18 protein-coding genes, 1 tRNA gene and 1 pseudogene are annotated in these 24,225 nt (G+C 71.8%); 9 read left to right on the top strand and 11 right to left on the bottom strand.

Features of this window, described 5'->3' with window-relative positions:
• Window positions 1–568: 568 nt before the first annotated feature.
• The 3 genes and pseudogenes from ACZ45Z_RS05370 to ACZ45Z_RS05360 all read left to right on the top strand — a co-directional run bounded on the left by ACZ45Z_RS05370 (window position 569) and on the right by ACZ45Z_RS05360 (window position 3,566).
• The gene (locus ACZ45Z_RS05370) at window positions 569–1,651 is read left to right on the top strand and encodes a PP2C family protein-serine/threonine phosphatase (protein WP_468356417.1); all 1,083 of its coding nucleotides are present in this window, start codon (window positions 569–571) and stop codon (window positions 1,649–1,651) included.
• 139 nt (window positions 1,652–1,790) lie between these two features.
• Window positions 1,791–1,937 (top strand): annotated as a pseudogene (locus ACZ45Z_RS05365) (hypothetical protein); the annotation flags it as partial.
• A 63-nt stretch (window positions 1,938–2,000) separates the two neighbouring features.
• Window positions 2,001–3,566, top strand: a complete 1,566-nt coding sequence (locus ACZ45Z_RS05360) for an FHA domain-containing protein (RefSeq protein WP_468356414.1) — start codon at window positions 2,001–2,003, stop codon at window positions 3,564–3,566.
• A 132-nt stretch (window positions 3,567–3,698) separates the two neighbouring features.
• Here ACZ45Z_RS05360 and ACZ45Z_RS05355 read toward each other — a convergent pair whose 3' ends face one another.
• Window positions 3,699–4,730: a methyltransferase domain-containing protein gene (locus ACZ45Z_RS05355; protein WP_468356411.1), complete on the bottom strand. Its 1,032-nt coding sequence runs from the start codon at window positions 4,728–4,730 to the stop codon at window positions 3,699–3,701.
• Between the two features lie 152 nt (window positions 4,731–4,882).
• Here ACZ45Z_RS05355 and ACZ45Z_RS05350 point away from each other — a divergent pair, with 152 nt between their 5' ends.
• Window positions 4,883–5,290: a globin gene (locus tag ACZ45Z_RS05350; protein ID WP_468356408.1), complete on the top strand. Its 408-nt coding sequence runs from the start codon at window positions 4,883–4,885 to the stop codon at window positions 5,288–5,290.
• A gap of 97 nt (window positions 5,291–5,387) precedes the next feature.
• On the opposite strand, the gene ACZ45Z_RS05345 is transcribed toward ACZ45Z_RS05350, so the two are convergent.
• The 6 genes from ACZ45Z_RS05345 to ACZ45Z_RS05320 form a co-directional block, all read right to left on the bottom strand.
• Entirely contained in the window at window positions 5,388–6,107 is a 720-nt protein-coding gene (locus ACZ45Z_RS05345; protein WP_468356405.1) for a DUF8010 domain-containing protein, read from the bottom strand.
• Window positions 6,104–6,538, bottom strand: a complete 435-nt coding sequence (locus tag ACZ45Z_RS05340; protein WP_468356402.1) for an acyl-CoA thioesterase — start codon at window positions 6,536–6,538, stop codon at window positions 6,104–6,106. Before ACZ45Z_RS05340 ends, ACZ45Z_RS05345 begins: the two co-directional genes overlap by 4 nt.
• Window positions 6,539–6,543: 5 nt before the next feature.
• Window positions 6,544–8,208 carry an energy-dependent translational throttle protein EttA gene (gene ettA, locus ACZ45Z_RS05335; RefSeq protein WP_468356399.1) on the bottom strand — a complete coding sequence of 555 codons (1,665 nt, stop codon included), beginning with the start codon at window positions 8,206–8,208 and terminating at the stop codon, window positions 6,544–6,546.
• Between the two features lie 323 nt (window positions 8,209–8,531).
• Window positions 8,532–9,929 (bottom strand): LAETG motif-containing sortase-dependent surface protein, encoded by a 1,398-nt coding sequence (locus ACZ45Z_RS05330; protein ID WP_468356396.1) that lies wholly within the window; start codon window positions 9,927–9,929, stop codon window positions 8,532–8,534.
• Between the two features lie 225 nt (window positions 9,930–10,154).
• Window positions 10,155–10,784: a single-stranded DNA-binding protein gene (locus tag ACZ45Z_RS05325; RefSeq protein ID WP_468357353.1), complete on the bottom strand. Its 630-nt coding sequence runs from the start codon at window positions 10,782–10,784 to the stop codon at window positions 10,155–10,157.
• Between the two features lie 578 nt (window positions 10,785–11,362).
• Window positions 11,363–13,336, bottom strand: coding sequence for a YfjP family GTPase (locus ACZ45Z_RS05320; RefSeq protein WP_468356394.1), 1,974 nt, complete (start codon window positions 13,334–13,336; stop codon window positions 11,363–11,365).
• A gap of 375 nt (window positions 13,337–13,711) precedes the next feature.
• Here ACZ45Z_RS05320 and ACZ45Z_RS05315 point away from each other — a divergent pair, with 375 nt between their 5' ends.
• Window positions 13,712–14,047, top strand: a complete 336-nt coding sequence (locus ACZ45Z_RS05315) for a hypothetical protein (protein ID WP_468356392.1) — start codon at window positions 13,712–13,714, stop codon at window positions 14,045–14,047.
• 158 nt (window positions 14,048–14,205) lie between these two features.
• Here the strand turns inward: ACZ45Z_RS05315 and ACZ45Z_RS05310 are convergent, their stop codons facing one another.
• The gene (locus ACZ45Z_RS05310) at window positions 14,206–16,275 is read right to left on the bottom strand and encodes an ATP-binding protein (protein ID WP_468357350.1); all 2,070 of its coding nucleotides are present in this window, start codon (window positions 16,273–16,275) and stop codon (window positions 14,206–14,208) included.
• Between the two features lie 312 nt (window positions 16,276–16,587).
• On the opposite strand from ACZ45Z_RS05310, the gene ACZ45Z_RS05305 reads away from it, so the two are divergent.
• Window positions 16,588–16,660: transfer RNA gene (locus ACZ45Z_RS05305), tRNA-Arg, on the top strand.
• 62 nt (window positions 16,661–16,722) lie between these two features.
• Here the strand turns inward: ACZ45Z_RS05305 and ACZ45Z_RS05300 are convergent.
• Genes ACZ45Z_RS05300 through ACZ45Z_RS05290 form a run of 3 tightly spaced genes read right to left on the bottom strand, consistent with a single transcriptional unit; the run spans window position 16,723 to window position 18,367 of the window.
• Entirely contained in the window at window positions 16,723–17,250 is a 528-nt protein-coding gene (locus ACZ45Z_RS05300) for a hypothetical protein (RefSeq protein ID WP_468356390.1), read from the bottom strand.
• The gene (locus ACZ45Z_RS05295; protein ID WP_468356388.1) at window positions 17,208–18,170 is read right to left on the bottom strand and encodes a hypothetical protein; all 963 of its coding nucleotides are present in this window, start codon (window positions 18,168–18,170) and stop codon (window positions 17,208–17,210) included. The genes ACZ45Z_RS05300 and ACZ45Z_RS05295 overlap by 43 nt, the downstream gene beginning before the upstream one ends.
• Complete coding sequence (locus ACZ45Z_RS05290) at window positions 18,167–18,367, bottom strand: helix-turn-helix transcriptional regulator (protein ID WP_468356385.1); 201 nt, start codon at window positions 18,365–18,367, stop codon at window positions 18,167–18,169. The genes ACZ45Z_RS05295 and ACZ45Z_RS05290 overlap by 4 nt, the downstream gene beginning before the upstream one ends.
• Before the next feature lie 1,916 nt (window positions 18,368–20,283).
• Between ACZ45Z_RS05290 and ACZ45Z_RS05285 the strand changes: the two genes are divergently transcribed.
• From ACZ45Z_RS05285 to ACZ45Z_RS05275, 3 genes are all read left to right on the top strand, one after another.
• Window positions 20,284–20,721, top strand: coding sequence for a plasmid mobilization protein (locus tag ACZ45Z_RS05285; RefSeq protein ID WP_468356382.1), 438 nt, complete (start codon window positions 20,284–20,286; stop codon window positions 20,719–20,721).
• A 6-nt stretch (window positions 20,722–20,727) separates the two neighbouring features.
• On the top strand, window positions 20,728–22,437 hold the full coding sequence (locus ACZ45Z_RS05280; RefSeq protein ID WP_468356379.1) for a relaxase/mobilization nuclease domain-containing protein: 1,710 nt from the start codon (window positions 20,728–20,730) through the stop codon (window positions 22,435–22,437).
• A gap of 193 nt (window positions 22,438–22,630) precedes the next feature.
• Entirely contained in the window at window positions 22,631–24,214 is a 1,584-nt protein-coding gene (locus ACZ45Z_RS05275) for a restriction endonuclease fold toxin-2 domain-containing protein (protein WP_468356376.1), read from the top strand.
• The last annotated feature ends 11 nt before the right edge of the window (window positions 24,215–24,225 follow it).

The following is a 24,225-nucleotide window of genomic DNA, read 5'->3' as shown; positions in this document are numbered from 1 at the left end:
CATGGGTGTGACTGGGCCGTCCCGGTGTCCGAGCTGCGAGGAGCCGCTCGACGCGGGAGACAATTTCTGCGGGCGGTGCGGGGCCGGACCGATGACGTCCACCCCGCCGGACGGGCGGTCGGCGACCGCACGGGACGGTGCCGCGCAGGCCCCCGCGTACGGGCCGCCGCCTCCGCCTCCGCCCGCGTACGCGCCGGCGCCCGGGGCCGCCGTGCCGCGGCAGTCGGCGCCGCCGGTGCGTCCGCCGATGCCCGCGCCGGTCTCGGGGGCGTCTGCGCCGGGCCCGGGCCCGGGTGCGTCTGGTGCGTCTGGTGCCTCTGGTGCCTCTGGTGCCTCTGGTGCCTCTGGTGCCTCTGCGTCGAACGCCGGACCCGGGCATGGCGGCACGCCCGCCCCGGCGGCACCGTCGTCCCCACCTGCACCCGCCGCACCGCCCCTCCCTTCCGCACCGCCCGGTGCGGGGCAGCCGCAAGGCCCTGGGCATTCGCAAGGTCCCGGGCATTCGCAAGGTCCCGCCGGTCCGCCGCCCCCCGCCCCGCAGACCCGCCTCCCGTACGAGGACACCGGAATGCCGCCGGTCCCCACGCACGCCCCGACGGCCGGCTGGGCCCCGGGCACGGCACAACCGACCGGCCACGCCACGGACCCGGCAACCCTCCAAGCCGCCGCAGAGCGCAGACCCCCGTCCGCCGACCCGTCCGCAGACCCTGCCGCCGCCGACCCCCGCGTCGCCGGCTACGAGGCCGTCGCCGGGACGGCCGGAGCTTCCGGAGCCCCACGAGCCCCCGGAGCCCCCGACCCGCACCCCGGTCACGCCCGGCCTCCCGAGCGCGACCACATGGAACAGGAACTGGCGGGCGTCACGGCGGTCAGCGACCGCGGCCACCGCCACCATCGCAACGAGGACTTCTTCGCCCTCACCTCGACCGCGCTGCCGGACGGCACACCCGCGGTCGTCGCGGTGGTCTGCGACGGCGTTTCGTCCGCGACCCGGCCCGACGAGGCGTCCCGGGCCGCGTCCGAGGCCGCCGGCGAGGCGCTCCGGGCGTCGCTGCCGCGCGGTACGCACCCCCAGCAGGCGATGCACGAAGCGATCACGGCGGCTTCCGCCGCCGTCGACGCCCTGGCCGACGACCCCGCCGCCGCGCATGACGAACACCGCCAGCAGAACGCCCCGGCCTGCACGTTCGTCGGCGCGGTGGTCGGCGGCGGGCTGCTGACCGTCGGCTGGGTCGGTGACAGCCGTGCCTACTGGGTCCCCGACGACCGGACGGCGCCGCCCGCCCGGCTCACCGAGGACGACTCGTGGGCGGCCCAGATGGTCGCCAACAACCTCATGACGGAGGCCGAGGCGAACGCCGACGAGCGGGCGCACGCCATCACCGGCTGGCTCGGCGCGGACGCGTACGAGGTCGAGCCGCACACCGCGACGTTCAAGCCGGACGGCCCGGGGGTGGCGGTGGTGTGCACGGACGGTCTGTGGAACTACGCCGAGTCCGCGGACCGCATGGCCGCGGTGCTGCCGGTCGACGCGCCGGCCCGGCCGTTGGACGCGGCCCGGGCGCTGGTGCGGCATGCCCTGGAGGGCGGCGGACATGACAACATTACGGTGGCACTGGTGCGGTTCCCCGCGCCGTCGGAGTCCGCCTGAGCGGCCCGCGGGAGGGAGCGGCGCTCGACGCGGTAGCCGTCACGAACGCAGAAACGATCATTCCGCGGGGGGCGCGTCACTCAGGGCCCGGGGGCGACCGGCGCCATTCGGCCAGGGGTGGCCGGATGGACGCAAGCCGAACACGCGGGCTGCGAAACTGCTTGCGAAGGTGGCCGACGTGGCCGAGGCCGCGACCGGTACTGTGCGACAGAAGGCGAAGGTCGCCGAGGCGGACGAGATGACCCTCGTGGCGCGCTCGACGAAAACCGTTCGCGTGAAGAGATGACCGAGCAGAAATCACCACAAGAAGTACCACCGGAAGAAACGGTACGGAGGGGGAAGAACCGACATGCCGACCTGCCCGAACGGCCACCAGTCGGTGGCCGAAGAATGGTGCGAGGTGTGCGGCCACCGGATGGCGGGTGCTGTCCCGCCGCCGCCCTCCCTGCCCGCGGGGTTCTTGAACACGCCGCCGCCCGCCCAGCCGACCGGCCAGCCCGGCCCGCCGCCCGGCCAGCAGCAGGGCCCACCCCCCGGTGGCCCCGGCCCCCAGGGCGGCCAAGGCGGCTACGGCTTTCCGCCGCCCGCGCCCGGTCCCGGCCCTCAAGGTGACCAGGGTGGATACGGCTTCCCGCCGCCCGCCCCCGCGCCCGGCCCCCAGGGTGACCAGGGAGGCTACGGCTTCCCGCCGCCCGCCCCCGGCCCCGACCCGTCCGGGCAGTTGGAGCTGTGCCCCCAGTGCCGGACGCCGCGCGAGGCGATGGCGCCGTTCTGCGAGAACTGCCGGTACAACTTCCTGACGCACTCCGCGACCTCCTACGCCCCGCCGCCGCCCGCACAGCCCGGCCCGCCGCCCGTTCAGCAACAAGGCCCGCCGCCCGGCCAGCAGCAGGGTCCGCCCCCCGGTGGCCCCGGCCCCCAGGGCGGCCAAGGCGGCTACGGCTTCCCGCCGCCCGCCCCGGGCCCCGGCCCGCAGGGCGGTTCGGACGGTTACGGCTTCCCGCCCCCGCAGCAGCAGCCACAGCAGGGTCCCCCGCCCGGAATGCCCGGCCCCGGCGGCTATCCGGGCCAGCCCGGCCCGCCGCCCGGCATGCCCGGCCCCGGTCAGCCCGGCATGCCCGGCCCGCCGCAGCAGCCGCAGCAGGGCGGCGACGACTGGACGCTGAACCCGCCGGGCGCGCAGTCCGCCGCCCCGCCCATGGCGCCCCCGCAGCCGGGCCCGCAGGCCCCGTACGACCAGCAGCAGCCGGCGCCGTTCCCCCCGCAGCAGCCGGGCCCGTACGAACAGCAGCCCCAGCAGCCGCCGTACGAGCAGCAGCCCCAACAACACCCGCAGGCACCGTACGAACAGCAGCAGCCCGGGCACTACGACCCGCAGCAGCCGCCCCAGGCGTACCAGCAGCAACAGCAGGCGCCTCCGCAGCAGCAGCCCGATCAGCAGTGGAACGGCGGTCCCGGCCCCGGTCAGGGCCCCGCGGCGCCGCCCCAGGGCCCGCCGCCGGTCGTCGGCGCCGGCTGGGTCGTCGCCATCGCGCCGGACCGCGAGTACTTCATGGCGATGATGGGCCGCAGCGGCCCGGAGGCAGCGGGCCTCAACCTGCCCGCGTACTCCTCCGAGCAGGTGCTCCCCCTCGCCAACGGCCAGATCGCCGTCGGCCGTCGCCGCAACAGCACCGGCGAGGCCCCGGACGTCGACCTGGGCCGCTCGCCGGAGGACCCGGGCGTCTCGCACCAGCACGCCCTGCTGGTGCAGCAGCAGGACGGGAGTTGGGCCGTGGTCGACCAGAACTCGACCAACGGCACGACGATCAACCTCGCCGAGGACCCGATCCAGCCCTACGTGCCGGTGCCGCTCCATGAGGGCGACCGGGTGCACGTCGGCGCCTGGACGACGCTCACCGTCCGCCGCGGCTGACACGGAACACAGCACGGAAGACACCGGGCCGGGACGCGATCGACCGCTCGCGTCCCGGCCGCGGCGTCCCGCCCACCCGCGCCTGACAGCAAGCCCGTTGGGCGACGGTCCCGCCCGCGCGGAGCCGGCCGCTCAACTCCCGGTCGTCAACTCCCAGGCATACGTCCCCCCGGGCTCGTCCAGCCACGCCCACTGCCGGCCGCCCTCCATCGTCACGCCGTAGCGCTCGCGCCCCGGGCGCCCCTCGCGTCGCCACAGTTCGTACGCCTCGTGGGGCAGCAGGCTGCCCGCGCCGAGTGCCAGCAGGAACTCGAACCGGTCGTCGTAGAGCGCCTCGGGCGGCAGGCCGTAGCCCGCGGTGTCGGCCGACGGTATGCCGCGGCCCGCCGCCGGGTCCTCGCCGCGCAGCGGGACGAAGTACGCCGGGGTGGTCAGGAACCGCCCCTCCGTCCGCCCGCCACCAGGCTCCACGGTCAGCGCGATCAGGCCGGTGGCCAGCGGCGCCAGGATCCGCGCCCCCGCCGTGCACTGACCGGGCCAGGCCACGGGGACACGGGACAGGGCACAGGTCGCGATGATCCGGTCGAACGGCGCGCGTGACGGGCACCCCCGCGCGCCGTCGCCGGTCACCACCTCGGGCCGGTAGCCGGCCTCGGCCAGCCGGGCCCGCGCGGTAGCGGTGATCTCCTCGTCGACATCGACGGTGGTGACCGCCCGGTCGCCGAGCCGGTGGCACAAGAGCGCCGCGTTGTAGCCGCTGCCGGTGCCGATCTCCAGCACCCGGCAGCCGTCCTCGACGCGGAGCGCGTCGAGCATCAGGGCCATCAGGGAGGGCTGGCTGCTGGAGGAGAGCAGGGTCCGGTCGCGTATTCGGATCGCGAGGGGAGCGTCCCGGTAGGCGCCGCGCAGCCAGCGGGCGTGCCGCAGGGGGTCGGGGTCGTCGGCGGACAGCCGCTCGGAGCCGTTGGCCACGCTCTCGTAGTAGTACGGCACGAAAACGTGGCGTGGCACCTGCGCGAAGGCCGCCCGCCACCGCGGATCGGCCAGCCCGCCGATCCTGGTGATCAACCGGACGAGCCGGGCGCGTTCCGTCTCCGCGCGCGGACCCGCCGGCGCACCACCGCGCCGACCGCCCGGCGCACGCCCGGATTCCGTACCGCTCACCCTCCCACTGTCCCGCGCCCCGCCCGCCCCCGTCCTGCCATCGGCGATTCCCGCGCCCCACGCTCCCGGTCCGCGGGCGTCGCAGTCCCCGCCCTGCCGTCCGGCGACCTACATCCGAAGTCCTCGGTCGGCGCGTCTGACACCATGGACGGGTGAACAAGATTCCACGCGGCACGCTTCAGGAACAGACCTTCTACGAACAGGTCGGTGGCGAGGAGACCTTCCGTCGCCTGGTGCACCGCTTCTACCAGGGAGTCGCCGAGGACCCGCTGCTGCGCCCGATGTACCCGGAAGAAGACCTGGGTCCGGCCGAGGAGCGGCTCGCGCTCTTCCTCATGCAGTACTGGGGCGGCCCCCGCACCTACAGCGACGGGCGCGGCCACCCCCGGCTGCGGATGCGGCACGCCCCGTTCACCGTCGACCGGGCCGCGCACGACGCGTGGCTGCGGCACATGCGCGACGCCGTCGACTCCCTCGGCCTGTCCGAGGCACACGAGACGCAGTTGTGGGACTACCTCACGTACGCGGCCGCCTCGATGATCAACACCGCGGATGAGTGACCGGCCGGGTGGACCCGCGCCGCACCGTCCTTGAAGCGTCACACCGCCCGTGAACGGGTCGGTCGGAAGACCGGCGGCCGCGTAGCGGGCAAGCGCGTCAGGTGGGCGTCACCGTGAGCCCGGACAGGCTCGTCAGGCCGGCCGGACCACCCGTGCGGACGGCGATCGAGCCGTAGGCGGTGCTCAGACGCAGCCAGCCGCCCGCGGCGAGCAGGGTGGGGTCCTGGGGGCCGGGGGGCGCGGGTGGCGTCCCGGCGCCCGCGTGAGCGCCCGCGTGGGCGGGGCGCAGGAAGCCCAGTGCCTGGGCGGCGTGCGCGGCGCGCAGCGGAAGGTGGGTGTCGCCGAGGGTGCGCGACCATATCTCCCGGCCGATGCGATCGCGTTCACCGCGGGTGCGGTGTTGCGGCGGCAGCGCCTCGTCGCGGGCGCGGAACTCGGCGACCGCCGCGGCCACCGCGCGGGCCAGCGCGTCGGGCGCGGGCAGGCCGGGCACGCGCCGCCAGCCGCCGCGCGGCGGCAGCAGCCCGGCCCACGGAGGCCCGGTGACGGCGGCCGGCACGGTCACGGTGTCCGCCGACTCCTCTATCCCCTCAAGGAGTTCACCCGCCGAGACGGTGACGTCCAGGGTGCGGTCGTCGGCGAGCCGGGCGGTGCGGATGGCGAGCACCTCGAAGGACGGCGGGCGGCCGAAGACGGCGAGGACGCCGCCGCCGGCCTGGAGCCGTACCGCCGCGGCGCGGTCGTAGTGGATCAGCCGGGCCAGGAAGGCGGCGAGGTCCGCCGCCTCCCCGGCATCGGCGAGGCGCAGCGCCGTCATACGGCGACGGCCCCCTCCTGGTGCGAGGCGTCCGCCATGAACTCCTTCAGAACGGCCTTCTCCTCCGCGGTGATGCGGCGGGGACGCTCCTCGGCGAAGTTGTACGGCACGACGACGGTCGAGGCCCGCAGGTACAGCGTGTCCTCGTCCTTGACCTCGTACGCGATGGTCATCGACGCGGCGCTGATCTTCGTCACCCACAGCTCGATGGTCACCGGGGAGTGCCGGTGCACCAGCGGCCGCACGTAGTCGATCTCGTGCCGCGCGACGACCGAGCCGCCCGTGAACGAGGGGCTGCCGCCCCCCGGCGCCAGCCGCCGCATGAAGTCGATCCGCGCCTCTTCGAGGTAGCGGACGAACACCGCGTTGTTGACATGGCCGAACGCGTCCATGTCCGACCAGCGCAGGGGGCAGGAGTACAGGTGTCGCACGACCCTCAGCCCCGGGTCAGCTTCTTGTACGTGGCGCGGTGCGGGCGGGCCGCGTCCGCACCGAGGCGCTCGATCTTGTTCTTCTCGTACGACTCGAAGTTGCCCTCGAACCAGAACCACTTGGAGTTGCCCTCGTACGCCAGGATGTGGGTGGCGACGCGGTCCAGGAACCAGCGGTCGTGGGAGACGACCACCGCGGCGCCCGGGAACTCCAGCAGGGCGTTCTCCAGCGAGGAGAGGGTCTCGACGTCGAGGTCGTTGGTCGGCTCGTCGAGGAGGAGCAGGTTGCCGCCCTGCTTGAGGGTCAGCGCGAGGTTGAGGCGGTTGCGCTCACCACCGGAGAGCACGCCGGCCGGCTTCTGCTGGTCCGGGCCCTTGAAGCCGAACGCCGAGACGTAGGCGCGCGAGGGCATCTCGACCTGGCCGACGTTGATGTAGTCCAGCTCGTCGGAGACGACGGCCCACAGCGTCTTCTTGGGGTCGATGTTCTCGCGGCTCTGGTCGACGTAGGAGATCTTGACGGTCTCGCCGACCTTGATCTGACCGGAGTCGGGGGTCTCAAGGCCCTGGATCATCTTGAACAGCGTCGTCTTGCCGGCGCCGTTCGGGCCGATGACGCCGACGATGCCGTTACGCGGCAGCGTGAAGCTCAGGTCGTCGATCAGGACCTTCTCGCCGAAGGCCTTCGAGAGGTTCTCGACCTCCACGACGATGCTGCCCAGGCGCGGGCCCGGCGGAATCTGGATCTCCTCGAAGTCCAGCTTCCGCATCTTGTCGGCCTCGGCGGCCATTTCCTCGTAACGCGCCAGTCGCGACTTGGACTTGGCCTGCCGCCCCTTGGCGTTGGAGCGGACCCACTCCAGCTCTTCCTTCAGACGCTTCGCGCGCTTGGCGTCCTTCTGGCCCTCGACCTTCAGGCGGGTCTGCTTGGTCTCCAGGTACGTGGAGTAGTTGCCCTCGTAGCCGATGGCGCGGCCGCGGTCGAGCTCCAGGATCCAGCCGGCGACGTTGTCGAGGAAGTACCGGTCGTGGGTGACGGCGACGACGGTGCCGGGGTACTTCGCGAGGTGCTGCTCCAGCCACTGCACGGACTCGGCGTCCAGGTGGTTGGTGGGCTCGTCCAGCAGCAGCAGGTCGGGGGCCTCCAGCAGCAGCTTGCACAGGGCGACGCGGCGGCGCTCACCACCGGAGAGGTTGGTGACCGGCCAGTCGCCGGGCGGGCAGCCCAGCGCGTCCATGGCCTGCTCGAGCTGGGTGTCCAGGTCCCACGCGTTGGCGTGGTCGAGGTCCTCCTGGAGCTTGCCCATCTCCTCCATCAGCGCGTCGGAGTAGTCGGTCGCCATCAGCTCGGCGACCTCGTTGAAGCGGTGGAGCTTGCCCATGATCTCGGAAGCGCCGTCCTGCACGTTCTGCAGGACGGTCTTGGACTCGTCCAGCGGCGGCTCCTGGAGGAGCATGCCGACGGTGTAGCCCGGGGAGAGGAACGCGTCACCGTTGGACGGCTGCTCAAGACCGGCCATGATCTTCAGCACCGTGGACTTACCGGCGCCGTTGGGACCCACGACACCGATCTTCGCGCCCGGCAGGAAGCTCAGCGTCACGTCATCGAGGATGACCTTGTCGCCGTGCGCCTTGCGCGTCTTGCGCATCGTGTAGATGTACTCAGCCAAGAGAAACCGTCCGGCAGTTTTGGATCTATCAGGTCTGTGTGAGCTCCGCCGCCTGGGCCATGGTGCGGCGTGGCCGCGCGAGGGCAGATACACCCCATCTTGCCGTACGGCCGCGCTCTGGCGGAAACGAGTAGGTCAGAGCGCCCCTGCTCAGCACTGACGCGGGCCCGGATCGGTGTCCACTTCGTCGCTCTGTGTCAGCGTTGGCGCACCTTGTGCCGCACGTCGAACGCCCGTGGCCCCGGAGCGGGAAGGGCGCTCCGGGGCCACGAGGTCTACGAACAGTTGCCGGTCATCGCCGTATCGACCGGCTGCTCAGCGCGTCACTGAGCGGGGGTGCCGGCCTTCTTCTTGCGGAGGAAGAACACCGCGCCGCCGCCGACCAGGACGAGGACGACCGCGATGCCCGCGATCATCGGGGTGGCGTTGCTGGAACCGGTCTCGGCCAGGTCGCCACCGGTGTCGCCGCCCGCGGTGCCGCCGGCGGTGGCCGGAGTGGGCTTCGGGGACGGGGTGCTGTCGCCGGTGCCGGCGGTCTTGCAGTCCAGGACCCCGGAGAAGGACTTCTTGAAGCCGCCCTCACCCTTGATCGTGATCTGGTAGGGCTGGTCCTCGGCCACCGGCACGGTCACGGTCTGCGACTTGCCGGGCGCGATTTCGTAGTCCTTGCCGGAGAGCTGGAAGCGGAACGCCTCATCGCCCTTGTTGCTGGCCGTGACGTCCACGCCGCCCTTGGCGCAGTTCTTCTCGGCGGTGATCGCCGGGATGGCGCCCTGCTTCTTCCAGGACGCCGTGGCGGCCGCGGAGACCGTGGACTCGCTGGAGCCGGCCAGGATCTGGGTCTGGCTCTTGGCGTGCTCGCCGATGCCGGTGAAGGCGCGGCCGACCGGGACCTTTGTGGCGGCCTGGGCGGTCAGCGAGGTGCTGCCGTCGGCGGCGCCCGCGGGGACGTCGAAGAAGAGCTGCGTGCCGTCGGCGGCGCTGGTGACGGGCTTGCCGTCCTTGCCGACGACCTTGACAGCGGCCGGCGCACCGGCGGCCGGGGAGATCGTGACGCTGTCGGCGTTGGTGTGGACGGTGACCGGGCCGAGGCGGCTGCCGGACTTACCGGACACGGCCGGCGGGTCCAGGGTCAGGGAGGCCTTGGGCTCGGAGAGGTTCTGCGCGCTCTTCTCCAGGAAGTCGGCGAGCTTCTCGGCCGCCGGGTCCATCGCGTCGACCTTGGCGTGGTCGGAGAAGCGCCAGATCGCGACCTGCGTGCCGGCCGCGGCGGTCTTCTCGGTGAGGTTCCCGGCACCGGCCTTGGACGCCAGCGCCGCCAGGTCGTTCACCTGCGGGTAGGAGTTCTGGAGGATCCAACGGATCTTGCCCGCGTCCGCGTTGTTGTGCAGCGACGAGGCGCTCCACGGCACTTCCTGGTACTTCGCCTGCTGCTGCGTCGGGTTGTGGATGTCGATGCAGTACGTCTGGAGCGTGCCGCCGTTGTCGACCGACATCTCGAACAGTCCCGCGCCTACGCGCTGGTCCTGTCCGCCGGTGTGCACGATCGCCTGATCGAAGGTCTTCAGCCCGCCCAACGTGGCGGTGGCGCCCCCGTGCGCGGGGGTGGTGTCGTCCGCCGCGGCGGTCCCCGCGGTGGCTATCGCACCCGCCGCGACCAGGCCGGAGGCCACGATCGCGGCAGCAAGGCGGGCTGCGCCCCGCCTCTTCATCGAAAGCATGATTTCCCCTCTGGGCGAGGCGGTCGAGTGGGAGAGGATGCCTCGCCGGAAAGATCCCAAAGAACTCAACAGCCGAATAACTCAGCCCCCGTGAGTACTCGTCGGATCTTATGGAGCAGGCGCATCAGGGTCCCCACCAATGGCATCCCATAAGCGATCCGAATCACAATCGTTACCGGCAACAGGCATCCCGACCTGGGATTATCGACAAATCACCGGGATCTTTCAGGGTACTGCCGCCTTTTCGGGCGTTTCGCTCCCGCACAGAGTGGCTCCCTTCGAATGCCTGGGGGAGGTAAGGGGGAGGGAGTTGGGAGATGGCGGGGTGGTTGGTGGACCGGTTGGGGTGGTTCGGATCGTTGGTGGGTCGGTTGGCGGGGTGGCTGATGGGTTGGTTGGCGGGGTTGCGGGTGGGAGGGGCGTAACCGTCGTGGGTGGTGCGGGGGTTGCGGGCCGCACGCCCTGCGGTGACGGCGGGACGAGGTCCGTACGGGCCCGTACCACTCTGCGGAACGCGGCGGTGCCGCGCGCGAGATCGTGCCCGATCGCGACCGCGTCGACCTCCGCCGCGAACCAGCGTTGCCCACCCTGCTCGGGAGGCTTCTCCCCTTCCCTGACCCTCAAGCGGCCGTGCACCAGGAGCGGTTCGCCCACCGCCACCGACGCCGCGGCGTTGTCCGCGAGTGCGCGCCATGCCCGGACCGTGTAGAAGCTCGTCTCCCCGTCGGACCAGCACTCCCGCGTCTTGTCCCAGCGCCTGGACGTCACCGCCAGCCGGAACCTCGCGACCGCCACCCCCGCCGTCGTCTGCCGATGCTCCACCGCCGTCGCGGCATTCCCCACCAGCGTCACCATCGTGTCGTTCATCTGCCCACTCCCCCCGTCCGCTTCTCACCGAGCCCCGCCGGCTGTGCCGCGGCGATCCGCCCGCGCTTTGATGGTGCAGGGAATCCGCGACGGCCGCTGCGGGCTGTGGGCGACGGCCCGACTGTGGATAACTCGGCCACCTGGGAGGGGGGATGGAGGGGCCTGGGCCTCGTGGCCGGCTCCCAATACGCCGGGCGGCGCGGCCAATTCGGCGGGGTCGCCGGGGTCCGGGGGGGGTCGGGTGGTTCGGTGACTTCGCCGGCTTCGGCGGGTCGGGGAGTTCGGCGGGCTCGGCGGGCTCGGCGGGCTCGGCGGGCTCGGCGGTCCTGGCCCGGGCCGTCAGCGGCTCACCGCCTTCGTCCTGCTGGTGCGCGTCGCGTGCTCGTGCTCGTGCGCATCGCGTGCTCGTGGCCGTGCCCGTGGTCGTGCTCGTCGCGTGCCCGTGGTCGTGCCTGTGGGCGTTCCTGTGCTGCTCCTGGTGGTGCTCGTGGTCGTGGTCGTGCCCGTGCTGGCGACGCGGCCCCAATCTCCCACCGGTCAGGGCGAAATGAACGCGGTCCCGCCCCTCACGCTCCCGACGCCACCGCGTACCGCTCGCGCACCTCCCGGTAGCGCAACAACTCGGCGGCGACCGGCTCCAGCACCCTGGCCCGTCCGCACCGCGCCGCCGCGCCGCGCAGCCGCCGCTCCGCCTCCTGCCCGTACCGCCGGGCCGGGCCGCGTGCCGCCACCGCGCACATCCAGCCGAGCACCGGCCCGCCCACCGAACCGATGACCGCCGGCAGCAGCGCGGAAAGCCACGCCGCCGCGTCGACCACGCCCGCGACCACACCGAGCATCCACAGCACGCCCACGACCTGTAGGACGAACAGCAGTCCCTGGAGCGCGGCGGCCACCGTCCACCACCGCGGCTTCACGGCCGGCCCGCCGCGCAGCGCCTCCTCCGCCTCGGCCGCCACCTTGTCCAGCGCCTGCGGCAGCCCCACCGCGCCGCGTCCCGCCGCCTCGCGCACCGCCTGGGCCCACGGTGCGGGCAGCCCGTGCGACGCCTCGGCGGCGACGGCGCGTACGGCCTGCTCCACCACCGGCCGCGCCGCCGCCCGACCGTCCGCCGACGCATCGCCCCAGCCGGCACCCGGCACGCCGGCCACCGCCCTCAACTGCTCGGCCCGCCCCTGCCGCCCGACGCCGTGCCGTCGGCTCCCGCCCTGCCCCGCAAGCCGCCCCGTACGGGCCGCTCCGGTCTCGGCGCCCCGCCCACGGCCTCCTCCGGTCGCACCCGCCGCGCCCGTGGGCCACCCCCCACAGGCCGCTCGTCCACGGCTGGCCCCACCGGCCCCGGCGACCACCCCTGCCCGTCGGCCCCCCTCGGGCCCGTCCTCCGCACGCCGCGCGCTCCGCCACCCGTACAGCCGCGCCCACGGTGAACCGCAGGCCCGTGCGGCGTGTCGCAGCCAGTCACGTTCCGCGGCGCGCCCGGTGGCGACCGCGCCCACGGCCTCGGCGAGCCGGTCGTCGAACTCCCCCCGAGCGCGTTCCGTCAGCCCGACGGGGCGCTCCGCCACGTACACCGCGCGCAGGCGCTCGGCCACAGCATCCACATCGGCGACCAGGCGGCGATCGGCGGCACCCCGTTCCGCGACGAACTGGCCGAGCGTCTCGCGCAGTTCCGCGACGCCCTCGCCGGTCGCGGCGGACAGCGCGAGGACCGCGGCTCCCGGTTCGCCGTGCTCGCCCAGGGCCAGCCCGTCCTCGTCCAGCAGCCTGCGCAGATCGTCGACGACCTGGTCGGCGGCGTCGCCCGGCAACCGGTCCACCTGGTTGAGCACGACGAACGTGACCTCGGCGTAGCCCGCCAACGGGCGCAGGTACCGCTCGTGCAGGACCGCGTCCGCGTACTTCTCCGGGTCGACCACCCAGATCACGGCATCCACCAGCTCCAGCATGCGGTCGACCTGGGCACGGTTTTCGGTCGCCGCCGAATCGTGGTCGGGCAGGTCGAGCAGGATCAGACCGCTCAGCTCCGGGGTCGCGTCCGCCGGGGTGTGGCGGCGCCGGGCCGGCACTCCCAACCGGTGCAGCAGCCCGTCCGCGCCCGGCCGGCCGCCGGACCAGACACAGGCCACCGGCTCGCAGGTCGTCGGCCGACGCGCCCCGACATGCGAACGATTCGCCCCGGCCAGCGCGTTGAACAGCGACGACTTACCGCTGCCGGTCGCGCCCGCGATGGCGACGACGGTGTGCTCGCCCGAGAGCCGGTACCGCTCGTCGGCGGCCTCCAGCACCCGGCCCGCCTCTCTCAGGGTGTCGGCGTCCAGCCGGCTACGGGACAGCGCGAGCAATTCCCGCAACGCCTCCAGTCGCGGCCGCAACTCCTCACCGACCGGGCGCCGCTCGCCGTCCAGCCCGTATGGACGGGTGTCGTGGGCGCCGCTGAGACCGGCCCCGTGGCCGAATCCGGCTCCGGCTCCGGCTCCGGCTCCGGCCCAAGCTCGGCGGGGTGTCGTCGCGTACGCGCTCCTGGTGACGGCTCCGGCCATATCCCCACCCCTGTCCCTGTCCCTGTCCCTGTCCCTGTCCCTGTCCCTGTCCCTGTCCCTGTCCCTGTCCCTGTCCCTGTCCCTGTCCCTGTCCCTGTTCGCGCCCCGTTTCGTATCCCTGCCCCGGGCCGTGGCCACGTCGCCGCCCGCACCCGCGCCTACGCCCACGCTCACACCGCGCTGGAGGCCATCCGGGCGTGGCCCCGCAGGTGGCTCGCCGCCCTGGGTGACGACGTGCGGCTCGCCCTGTCGGTCACCCTGCGGCTCACCGTGCAGCTCGTCGTGGGACTCAGCCTCCCGCCGCCTCGCCCCGGGCCCCGGGATGGCTCCGCGCCGAGACCGCCGGGCGATCAGCCCGTCATCCCAGGCCCGGTCGTGCCCCACCACGGGTTCGACCAGCTCCCCCTCGGCCGCTGCATCCGCGTCCGCCTCCGCCTCGGCAGCACCCTCCGCATCACGGACGACATCCACCTCAACCTCAGCGGCGCCCACCGTCCCCTCCGGCGCCCCCGCCACGGCTGCTGCCACCGGTTCCCCGTCAACGGCAATTACTCCCGGCCCGGCACCCTCGTGGGCCTCCTGGACCTCCTGCGCCCCGGCACCTGGCGGGCCCTCCGGAGCATCAGCCAGGTGGCCAGCTCCCGCCTCCCCCTCCAGCACCCCCCGCCCACCACCGCCCCGTTCTCCTCCTCCTCGGTCCCCTCCCCCTAGGTCCCTTCCGCCTCCCCCTTCCCGCTGCCCCAAGCGCCCCCCGTCCGACTGGCCACCCACCGGCCCGGTGCCCCCGAGGTGCTCGGCGGTCTCCCCGAGGTGCTCGGCGGTCTCCCCGAGGTGCTCGGCGGTCTGCCCCATGTGCTCCGTGGAAGCGGTCACCCCGACACCTTCTCCTTCTGCAGTACGGACAGCGCGGCGATCAAATCGGCCTGTTGATCCGGTGGCACGGCGAGTCGGTCAAGAGGGGCCAACCGGCGTTCGCGTTCGGTCTCCAGCGCGTGCTCCAGGTAGGTCGCCAGCAGCCGGCCGCCCCGTTCGCACAGCCGCAGCGCGCTCTGGGCGCCCAACAGCTCCGCCAGATGCTCGCCCGCCGTACGCGCCCGCCGGCCGCCGAGCAACGCCGTGGCCAGCAGCGCCGCCGACTCCTCCGGCTCCACGGAGCCCGCCCGCTCGCCCGCCTGCCCGCCACGCGCCTCGCGGGTCTCCTCCTCCGCCAACTCCTCCAGGCAACGCCGCCAGCGCCGGACGATGACTCCCAACCGCCCATCCGCCCCCTTGGCACCCGCCTGCAACGTCAGTGACAGCTCCGCCGCCGCCGGATCGCGCCGCCAGGCGTCGGCGGCGCGCTCGTCGGCCTCCTCCACGGCGCAGGCGAGCAGGGACGTGAGCCCGTCGGTCAGCGCGTCCAGCAACTCGTCCGAACGGCCGCCGAGCTCGTGGTCGCGCCAGTGGGCCCGCGCGTCTCCGGCCAGCACCTCGCCGGCCGCGACCTCCCGCCGTACCCGGTCGGACGCGTCCTCGTACGCCTCCTCGACCCGCCCGGCCAGCCGGAGTGCCGCGGCGTACTGGGCGGCGGCCGCCCCGGCCAGCGCGGGCACCCTGCTGCGCAGTGAGGCGATGACTCCGGCGGCGGTACGCTCCGCGGCAGCCGTACGGGCGAGGGGGTCGCGGGCGTGCCGCTCCAGCCAGTCGCGGAGCGCGGCGACCGCGGTGGCGGGCAGCAGGCCGGTGCCGCCGCCGGCCGACTCGGGAAGTTCGGGAATGGTGAAGCGCGGTACGTGGCCGAGGCCGGCGCGCTGGAGGAGTTCGGCGTACCGCCCGGAGATGTCGGGGGCGATCTGGTGCGGCACCCGGTCGAGCACGGTCACCAGCGTGACGTCGTACTCCTTGGCCGTGCGCAGCAGATGCCAGGGCACGGCGTCGGCATACCGGGCGGCCGTGGTGACCAGCACCCACACATCCGCCGCGCAGATCAGCTCGGCGGCCAGCTCACGGTTTCGGGCGACCAGCGAGTCGATGTCGGGCGCGTCGAGCAGCGCCAGACCACTGGGGAGCGCCGGATCCGTCTCGATCCGCACCGTGGGCAGCCCCTCCCCCACAATGCCGAGCCCCCCACTCGCCGCGCGCCCGCCCCTTTCCGGACGCCCCTCCCCTTCCCCTCGCTCGTCCCGTTCCTCCCGCGCCACTCCTCCAGCGCCGTACCCGGCCCCGTCACCACCCCGCCCCTGGCTGTGTGCCTGCCCCTGCCGCGTCCCCGGCCCGTCCCCGGCCGCCCGCTCCTGCCCGCGGCCCTGCCCCGGCCCGAACCCACCCCCGCCGGAGTACGCCCCTCCCTCATACGCCCCTCCCTCATACGCCCCCCCGCCATACGCCGCGCCCTCCCCATAGGCCCGACCCCGAAAGGCGGCCTCCCGACAGGCAGGGTCCCGAGAGGTCGAGTCCTGGTGGGTCGGGCCCCGATAGGCAGAACCCGTATCGGTATAAGTGGGGTCCCGATAGGCGGGCTCCCGTTGCGTGGGATCCCGATAAACGGCGTCCCGATACGCGTCATCCGATCCGTCGCCCCCGTCCTGTTCGGGCACCCACACCCGGGTGAACTGCGGCAGGATCCGCTGTCCCGCGAACCAGTGACGGTCGTCCGGGTGGCAGACGAGCACCGGCGTACGCGTCGTCGGGCGCAGCACACCCGCTTCCGAGACGCGCCGCCCCACCAGCGAATTGACCAGCGTGGACTTGCCCGCACCGGTCGATCCGCCGATGACGGCGAGCAGCGGTGCCTGGGGCGAGCGCAGCCGGGGCATCACATAGTCATCCAGTTGCGCGAGCAGCTCAGCTCTGTTCCGACGTGCGCGCGCGGCACCCTGGAGTGGCAGAGGAAAGCGTGCGGCGTCGACACGGTCGCGCAGTACGGACAGCGCGTCGATGAGCCGGGGTCGTACGTCCAAGGTCGCCACATGTGCAGAATGCCCAATTTCGTTGGGTTTTTGAAGCGTATAACCCCTCGTGTGCCCCGCAAGAACCCCCACAGAACGGGATGAGTGACCCATGAGACGGACGCGACAAGTGGGGCGCAGGCATAACGAGTGCACAACACCCGGTGCACGCGACGCCAAAATCGGTGCAGAATTCGTACCTGCCTGCGATTATCGGGACCGCTTCACCGAACCTCCACAACGTGCCACGGAGGTGAAGCAACCGGGACGAGGCACCCGGACCTCTATCCTTGTCCGCGGTCCGTGATCCACGTCCACCGCCCGGCCCCCGTAGCTCAGTGGATAGAGCAGGTGCCTTCTAAGCACTTGGCCGCAGGTTCGAGTCCTGCCGGGGGCGCTCTTCTTCCCGCGTTCTGCAGCCCTCCCTCGTGGAGGGCTTTTTTGCAGGTCAGGGGCAGTTTAACGGACGCGGCGTGACGGCTTCGGCAGAGCCGGAACGACTCCCGGCGGCGAGGGCGCCAGTCCGGCTGCCGCCGGTTTTGAAGGGCTCTCGGCGGCTGGTTTTCCCGAAAACTTCCCGAAGTTTTCCGACGGACCCTTCACGGCTGCGGGCACGGCAGGCAGCCGCTGGGGCCCTTCGATCCGCCCCTGGAGTTCGGTCAGCTGTCCGGTGATGCAGCGTGTGTAGGTGGCCAGGAGGACGGGGACACTGTTGCCCGCCCAGGCGGCGACCTGGGCCGGCGGGATGCCGTTGTTGAGCCAGGTCGTCAGGCAGGTGTGGCGCAGGTCGTACACACGCTTGCCGACGGGCGAGCTGTACTCGTGCTCGTCGAGCACTGCCTTTCGGGCCTTGCGCCAGACCCGCCGGAACACCGATCCGGCGAGCAGCCCGCCCTTCTCCCCGGGGAAGAGCAGATCGCCGGGCTTGAGGCCGTCCTCCTCGGTCAGATCGCGCAGGATCGCGACGAGGGCGGGATGTACGGGCACGGGCCGGGTGTCAACAACGGCTCGCCCTTTGAGCTCACGGGTCTCATGGACTTCTCGGTTATCGGTCCAGTTGCGGCCGACCTCGGGCTCGGCGGCGTGGACCAGGAACTCTCCCCAGCCGGAAGCCGGCAGCGTCGCGGCATCGACCCGCAGGGCGACGGCTTCCTCCGGACGCAGAGACCGGCGACTTGGCCGGGATGGAGCAGAGACCGCTTGTCCACAGCCCCGGCTGCCTTGGGCGCGACGTTCTCGCCCTTTCCCCTGGGTAGCGGGTTGGTCCTGAGGATCTTCTGCCGGATGGCGTGCTTCAGGACCACGTTCGTGATGCGCCGGTCGCGGTTTACGGAGCTGGCCGCAGTCCGCGACCCGTCCAACCGGGTGCCGAGCGCGAGCATCACGTTATCGACGTGCTTGGAGTCCTCCCAGGCGCGCATGGGCAGGGAGTTGCGCCGTATCCAGGACAGGAGCGTGCGCGTCTCGGGAGGGGCCTCGTCGCGTCGGTTCTTGTTGAACGCGTACTCCCGCAGGGCCTTGCGGACCTCGACGGGGTCGAAGTGCGTCGGTTGGGCATGCAGCAGGGCGAGGGTGATCTTCGTCAGGGCCTTGGCTGTGCTCTTGCGGTTGTTCGCCGAGATTCGGGGCCACTTCATGTCGACGTACTGGAGGGCGAATTCGTACCAGGTGACCTCGGCCGCGGGCGAGGCATGGGAGACCGGGCGTCCGGTCTCCAGGTCGAAGGGTTCGCCGTTGTTCGCCGCGACGAGCAGCGTCGCGCGGAAAGACTCCGCGAGGGCGCTGGTCTTGAAGGTCTCGCCGCGGCGCTTGCCGTTCACGGACCAGCGGACGGTGTGGGTAGTGCCGCGCTTTCCCTTGTAGACCTCCGTGTCGTAGAAGCGGACCTTGAAGGACCGGTCTGTCACGCGCGGCCCTCACAGTCCGTCAGCCAATTCTCGATGTCGCTGCGCCGGATACGCAGGGCACCGTTCGGGATCCGTATGCAGTGCGGAGCCCGGCCCTTCTGCCGCCACTCGTAGAAGGTCGAGCGCGAGATACGCAGTTCGCTGCAGAACTCGTCGACGGTCAGCTTGTCGCTCGGCCGGCGGGAGGTGTGGGTCAAGCCGATGCCTCCATCGCGACACGGCCGGCGGAGAGGCCGGGGCCGACAGGCGTGACGAGGGCAGGGGGTATCGCGGATCGGTACATGGGTTCCTCACTCGGCGTCGGGCGCAAGGAAAGCGCCACGGCACGCCGTTGCAGGGGGGAGACGATTCGCCCGGGTGGGTGCTTCACCCCGGCGCAGGGGGACTCAGCACGCGCGCTCGTCTCAACTCCCTTCCGCGTGAGCGCGCGGCACTGGTCCTCCACCTCCGCACGGGCTGCGCCACCACGTGCAGCGGGGTGCGGACCTGTTCAATCGTCAGGAGAAACCCGGATTACGGAATTCCGGGATCCACTGCTATACGCGACTCCTGGCACCGACCGTCGACGTTGATGCCGTGCAGTCGGCGAATACTCGCTGAAGGCTCGTCGAGCCCTCGCGAGTATTCGACGAGGGCTCGACGAGTCCGCATGCAATCCGCTTTGTGGTAGTTCGATGGTTTGAAGGGGTGGCGCGCCATCAACGCGCCCCTTGGACCCGTCACTGTCCGCCGAGGTTTGCGGACCTCACCGCCCCTCAACGGAAAACTGCAGGTCAGGCGACATTCGACGAGCCCTCGTGCATTTTTGACGAGGGCTCGTCGAGGGCTCGTCGAGGGCTCGTCGAGGGCTCGTCGTCTGGATCTAGGATCTTGGATCCTGGATCTTTCCTTTCGGGGCGCGGTGCGCCAACGCCTCCGCGACCCCGACTGGAGGCCGATCGAGGTCGCGCGCCGGGGATAGTCGCTTCACCGACGAACTCGCCCCTACCGGTCTCGGACCGATCGCTCTGGCCGTGGCCATGGCCAATCCGGAATCGTGGGTTACGGTGTTGGCCGCGAGCCCCGCCGACCGGCCACCACGCCCTCGCCGCTACGCCGCCTGCTTCGTGGGATGCCGATTCCGTCCACAACTCGAACACCGCGCCTGTCGCCTCCATGTCAGCTCGTCAGCGCGTTTCCGCGCACGGTCGACACCGAGCCCAGCAGGCTCGCCAACGGCCCCCAGATCGCCACTGAGCGCCTCTGGCCTCGTCAGTCACCACTTGAGCACGCACCCGGCGGTCTGCTCCAGGCCGCCAGGAGCTGGGTGTAGCGCTCAGCGGGGAACCAGAGCAGCGAGCATTTAGCGGACCGTCCGCCGCCGCAGCGGACCATCACCCTCCAGCCGTCTGACCCGGAACGCGGACCAGACGACGCACCCCGACACCCCGGGCCGCGGGCCGCGGGCCGCGGACCAGCTCCCCTGCGGACTGCGGACTGCGGACTGCGGACTGCGGACTGCGGACTGCGGACCAGCGTCGCGGACCGAATCGAACCGAGGCATCTGCGGACCGGTCCCCCGGACTGCCCGGCACCGGTCCGCGGCCCAGCGGACCAACTCCGCGGACCACCACGCAGCCCAGCCCGGTCCGCAAGTCAGCCCGGTCCGCAGACCAGTCCGGTCTGCGGACCGACAAAGAGACAGGTCAGCCCACTGGTCCGCCGACAGCGGACCGGTTCTCCTCCGGACCGCGGACCGACCTCTGCGGACGGCGGTACGGACCGAAGGCTCGCTCCGCTGCAGCGATCGGTGGACCGTCCGCGATGCGCCGACATTCCTGCCGCGGACCAGGCAGTCGATCTGCCGGTCTGCGGACCGGACGCCGAGGTCCGGGCTTGCAGACATCGGGCTATCGCAGCGTCATCCCGCCACTGGCGTCAGTAGCCCACACCACCCCAAGGACACCGAATCCTGTCACACCCGCACACCACAGAAAGAACGCTCATGCGTGACCACTTCCACGCGGCCATCCCCCACCACGAGGCAGACGGGGCCACTTCAGCCGCAGGCGGAGCAAGCTGTAGCACTGGACCGTCCAAGGGCCGGTCCAGCGCGCTTGCCTCCGCCCCAGGGGTGGCGGAGGAGGCCCCGCGCCAGGGGGCGCAGGACCAGCAGCTCATGGCCGAGGGCGGCCATGAGCAGAGGGCCAAGCAGGGCAGGCGCCGATCCCGCCAGCCCAAGCAGCGCTCCGAACGCCAGACCTTCCGCGCCAGCACCGCCGAAGCCGCAGAGATCCAGAAAGCCGCCGACGCCAAGGGGGTCTCCAAGGCCCGCTTCATCGCCCAGGCCGTCCACGCCGAACTCCACGGTCGCCCCCGCCTAGACCAGGACGAGACCCTCGACCGCCTGGAAGCCGCCCGCATCCAGCTCGTCCGCGCCGGCACCAACCTGAACCAGATCGCCAAGGTCCTCAACTCCGGGGGCGACGCCATCCACCTCGCCCGCGCCACCGACGCCGTAGCCGACGCCGCCACCCAGATCCGGACCGCCGCACGGAAGCTGGTGAACTGAACCACCTTGATCCCCGACGTCTCCCGCGGCAACCGCACCATCGGCCTGCTCCACTACCTCTACCGAACCAGCGACATCGAAGCCCACGTCGACCCCCACCTCGTCGACGCCTACGACCCCCACCTGCCCGACCCCGGCCGCGACCCGAACGCCACCTTCAGCGAACTGGCAGCCGACCTCGACCTGTGGGTCAACGCCCTCGGCGGCAAAGCCCCCAAGAAGCACGTGTGGCACTGCCCCGTCCGCACCGCCCCCGGCGACCGGATCCTGTCCGACGAGGAATGGGCCACCGTCGCCCGCCGCGTCCTGAACGCCACCGGCATCGCCCCCGACGGCGACGACCAAGCCTGCCGCTGGATCGCAGTCCGCCATGCCCCCGACCACATCCACATCGTCGCCACCCTCGTCCGCGCCGACCGCACCCGCCCCCGCCACCACAAGGACGGCACCCGCGCCCAGGCCGAATGCCGAAAGATCGAGAAAGAGTTCGGACTTCGCCGCCTCAAGGAAGGCGACGGCACCGCCGCTAAACGCCCGACCAGCGCCGAACGCCGCAAGGCCGAACGCCTCGGCCAGGAAGCCGCCTCGCGGCAGCTGCTACGCGAGCACGTCCACCGGGCTCTGGCCGGCGCTGTGAATGAAGCCGAGTTCTTCGACCGGCTCGCCGCCGAAGGCGTCCGCATCAACAAGCGCCTCGCGCCCTCCGGCGACGCCCTTGGCTACAAAGTCGCCATCGTCGCTGACCGCAACGGAACTGGCGAGCCGGTCTGGTACTCCGGATCCGAGCTCGCACCGGACCTGTCCCTGCCCCGGATCCGCAAACGGTTCGCCGCCACCGCAGACATGCCCGAGCTGCCCGCAGCCCTGGAACGCGGCGGCGCCTCGGCTCCGGCGCGTGCCCGCCACTTCGCCACCGAAGCCACCAACACGGCCCTGGACTCGATGGCATCCCGCGACGACGGCACCGCGGCGGCCCAGATGATCGGGGTCGGCGAGGTTCTCGACGCCCTGGCTCAGACCTCCTCCGGACCCATGCGAGCCGAACTGCGGGAACCAGCACAGCACTTCGAGCGTGCCACTCGCTCCCACATCCGAGCGGAGAAGGAGCAGATGTACGCGCTACGCCGCGCGGCCCACCAGATCGTCCACTCCGGCCCCGCTTTCGGACGCGGACAGGACGGTGCCGCCACCGCTCTGGTGCTCGATGTCCTGGTCCTGGCCGTCATCGCCGCCGCACGATGGCATGCTGCCCGCGGCCACGCCCAGCAGGCCGAGGCCGCTGAGCGTGCCGCTAACCATCTGCGTGCCGCCTACCAGGCCACCGCCACAGCACCACTGGCCGCCATGCGCGCTTACGGCCAGCGCCTTCCCGCCCAGGCTCAGCAGCGGTACGCCGACACGGTCCGCGCCGCTGTCCCCCACCTTGCCGAGCGTCTCCAGGCTGAACCGGGCTGGGACGCACTGGCCGCGGTGCTCGACCAGGCCGACCGTGCCGGTCATGACACCGCCGCCCTGCTGACCAAGGCCGCCACGCAACGCGAACTGGACAGCGCGGACTCGATCAGCGACGTCCTCATCTGGCGACTGCACCACCTCGGCTACGTCACCCCGCCTGCGTCCGTTCCCCGGCCGCAGCGTCCTCGGACCGCGCCCACTCCGGTCTCTGCCGCAGCCGCCGTCGCCCACCAGGCGGAGAACCGTCCCCGGCGGCGGTGATCACGGGCTAGGCAAGGGAAGCGGGCAGGGACCTTGCAGCAGCGTGGCGCTGTGGCGGGCTGCAGGGCGGATTCTTGTCTGGTTCCGGCCCCTGTTCATCAGCCAGTGATCGCTGTGCGGTAGAACAGGGGCCATTTGCCATGCTGCCGACCGGGGGACGACATTGAGCGGTTTCGAAATTGACGCTGGCCAGATGATCCGGGCATCGATGGCGATGATGGACGTCATGCGGGGCGTCCGGGACACTGCGATCGGTCTCGCGAGTGAGCTGCAGGACCAGCGCGGGATGGCCGGGGACGATGATGCCGGCAGAGCGTTCGCCTCTGTGTATAAAGCGGCTGCTGAGGCCACGCTCGACCAGATCGGCTTCGGCTCGTACATCATGGGGGCGACAGGTGCGGGCATCATGCAGTCCGCCCGGGAGTACATGGCGACCGAGAGCCAGGTGAGTGCCGAGCTGCTCGGCAAGCAGGAAGATCTCTCGGCCAATATGGGAGATCCGGGAGCGGACTGTTCGTCCCGTTTCATCGGACTGGGCAAGGAGTTGCCCGAAGCCGTCGGCGACACCGCCTGGTACGACCAGTACGCACCGGGCGGCGGCGATCTCTACCGCGGATCAGCCCAGAAGGCGCGGGATGTCGCCGGGTCGTGGCGACACGCCGGAAAACTCATGGAGCGGTTCTACGGGGAAGCCCAGATATGCGCTTCGACGGCTCGACGCCATCACACCGGGCCCGCAGCCGACGCGTTCCAGGACTACTTCAAGCGGTGCATCGGCACCGGCAGTCCTCCCTCACAGGCCCACGGTGACGAGCCTCTGATGGCCAACCTTGTCGGCGCGTGTACCCAGTTGGCGAACGCCTGCGACAACTACGCGGACCACATCGAAACCGCACTGGCCGCCATCGATGTCCACAAGGCTGACTTCTTCCGGCTCGACCTGCCGTGGGAGCAGCCGATGCTGGGCGGGAACGGCTTCGACGGCGGCCTTTACGACGCGGTGCTCGGCGATCCCCGCATCCGTCAGCTCGGCGACATCGCGCACAACCTGGACTCCTCGCAGGCACGGATCAGGCTGCCCGGCGGGGACACCGCGCCCCGGCCACCGCTGCTGCCGGGCGGCGGCATCAGGGTGCCCGTCCCGATCATGCTTGCCTCCACGGCAGCACCAGCCCTGCTGCCCATGGGGCAAGCGGTGGACCCGAGCCTCTCGCACAGCGACCCGCTGCCGCCCAACCACCCCAACCTGCTCTCCCCTGCGGGGCAGGCCGCGTTTCGGACCTGGCGGAACTCGCTGCCCGCTCACGGCTTTGCCGGTGGCGGTGACGCCAGCAAGCCAGAGAACGCGTATCAGAGGAGGGTGGCCGGCTACCCCGAACGCGAAGTACCGCTCCCCGCCGGAGCACCTGGATCGTCCAAACGAGGGCTGAGCGTCGACGGGCTGCGACCTGCGGACGGCTACGCCGTGGAGGCCAAGTACGTCCGGGAGCCCGGATGCCGGAATACCTTCCGGCGTCTGAGCGAAGTGGACAAGACACTGGGCACGCCGGTCCAGCTCAAGCAGGACGGGGCGACGGTCAAATTCGACCCGCGCCGGGACGGCATGTTCCCGGCAGACGAACGGGAACTCTTGCGCTACCACGCGGCCATGTCGGACCCGCGCAACTCCAAGATCAAGGGGTTCGAGATCATCACCAATGACAAGGAAGGCTCCGCCTACTGGCAGAGCATGATAGCCATGACCGGCGTGCAGGGCACCACACGCTACGAACCCTGAGACTACGGACT

Source organism: Streptomyces sp. NPDC031210 (assembly GCF_055570395.1).
Note: the sequence above shows the minus strand (reverse complement) of the source record. Positions and strands in the feature narration are given on the sequence as shown.

Bases quoted from the DNA above. Each gene is read 5' to 3' on its own strand.
- ACZ45Z_RS05370 (WP_468356417.1), top strand. From the start codon at position 569: ATGCCGCCGGTCCCCACGCACGCCCCGACGGCCGGCTGGGCCCCGGGC.
- ACZ45Z_RS05345 (WP_468356405.1), bottom strand. From the start codon at position 6,107: ATGACGGCGCTGCGCCTCGCCGATGCCGGGGAGGCGGCGGACCTCGCC.
- ACZ45Z_RS05330 (WP_468356396.1), bottom strand. From the start codon at position 9,929: ATGCTTTCGATGAAGAGGCGGGGCGCAGCCCGCCTTGCTGCCGCGATC.
- ACZ45Z_RS05325 (WP_468357353.1), bottom strand. From the start codon at position 10,784: ATGGTGACGCTGGTGGGGAATGCCGCGACGGCGGTGGAGCATCGGCAG.
- ACZ45Z_RS05320 (WP_468356394.1), bottom strand. From the start codon at position 13,336: ATGGCCGGAGCCGTCACCAGGAGCGCGTACGCGACGACACCCCGCCGA.
- ACZ45Z_RS05275 (WP_468356376.1), top strand. From the start codon at position 22,631: ATGATCCGGGCATCGATGGCGATGATGGACGTCATGCGGGGCGTCCGG.
- ACZ45Z_RS05360 (WP_468356414.1), top strand. From the start codon at position 2,001: ATGCCGACCTGCCCGAACGGCCACCAGTCGGTGGCCGAAGAATGGTGC.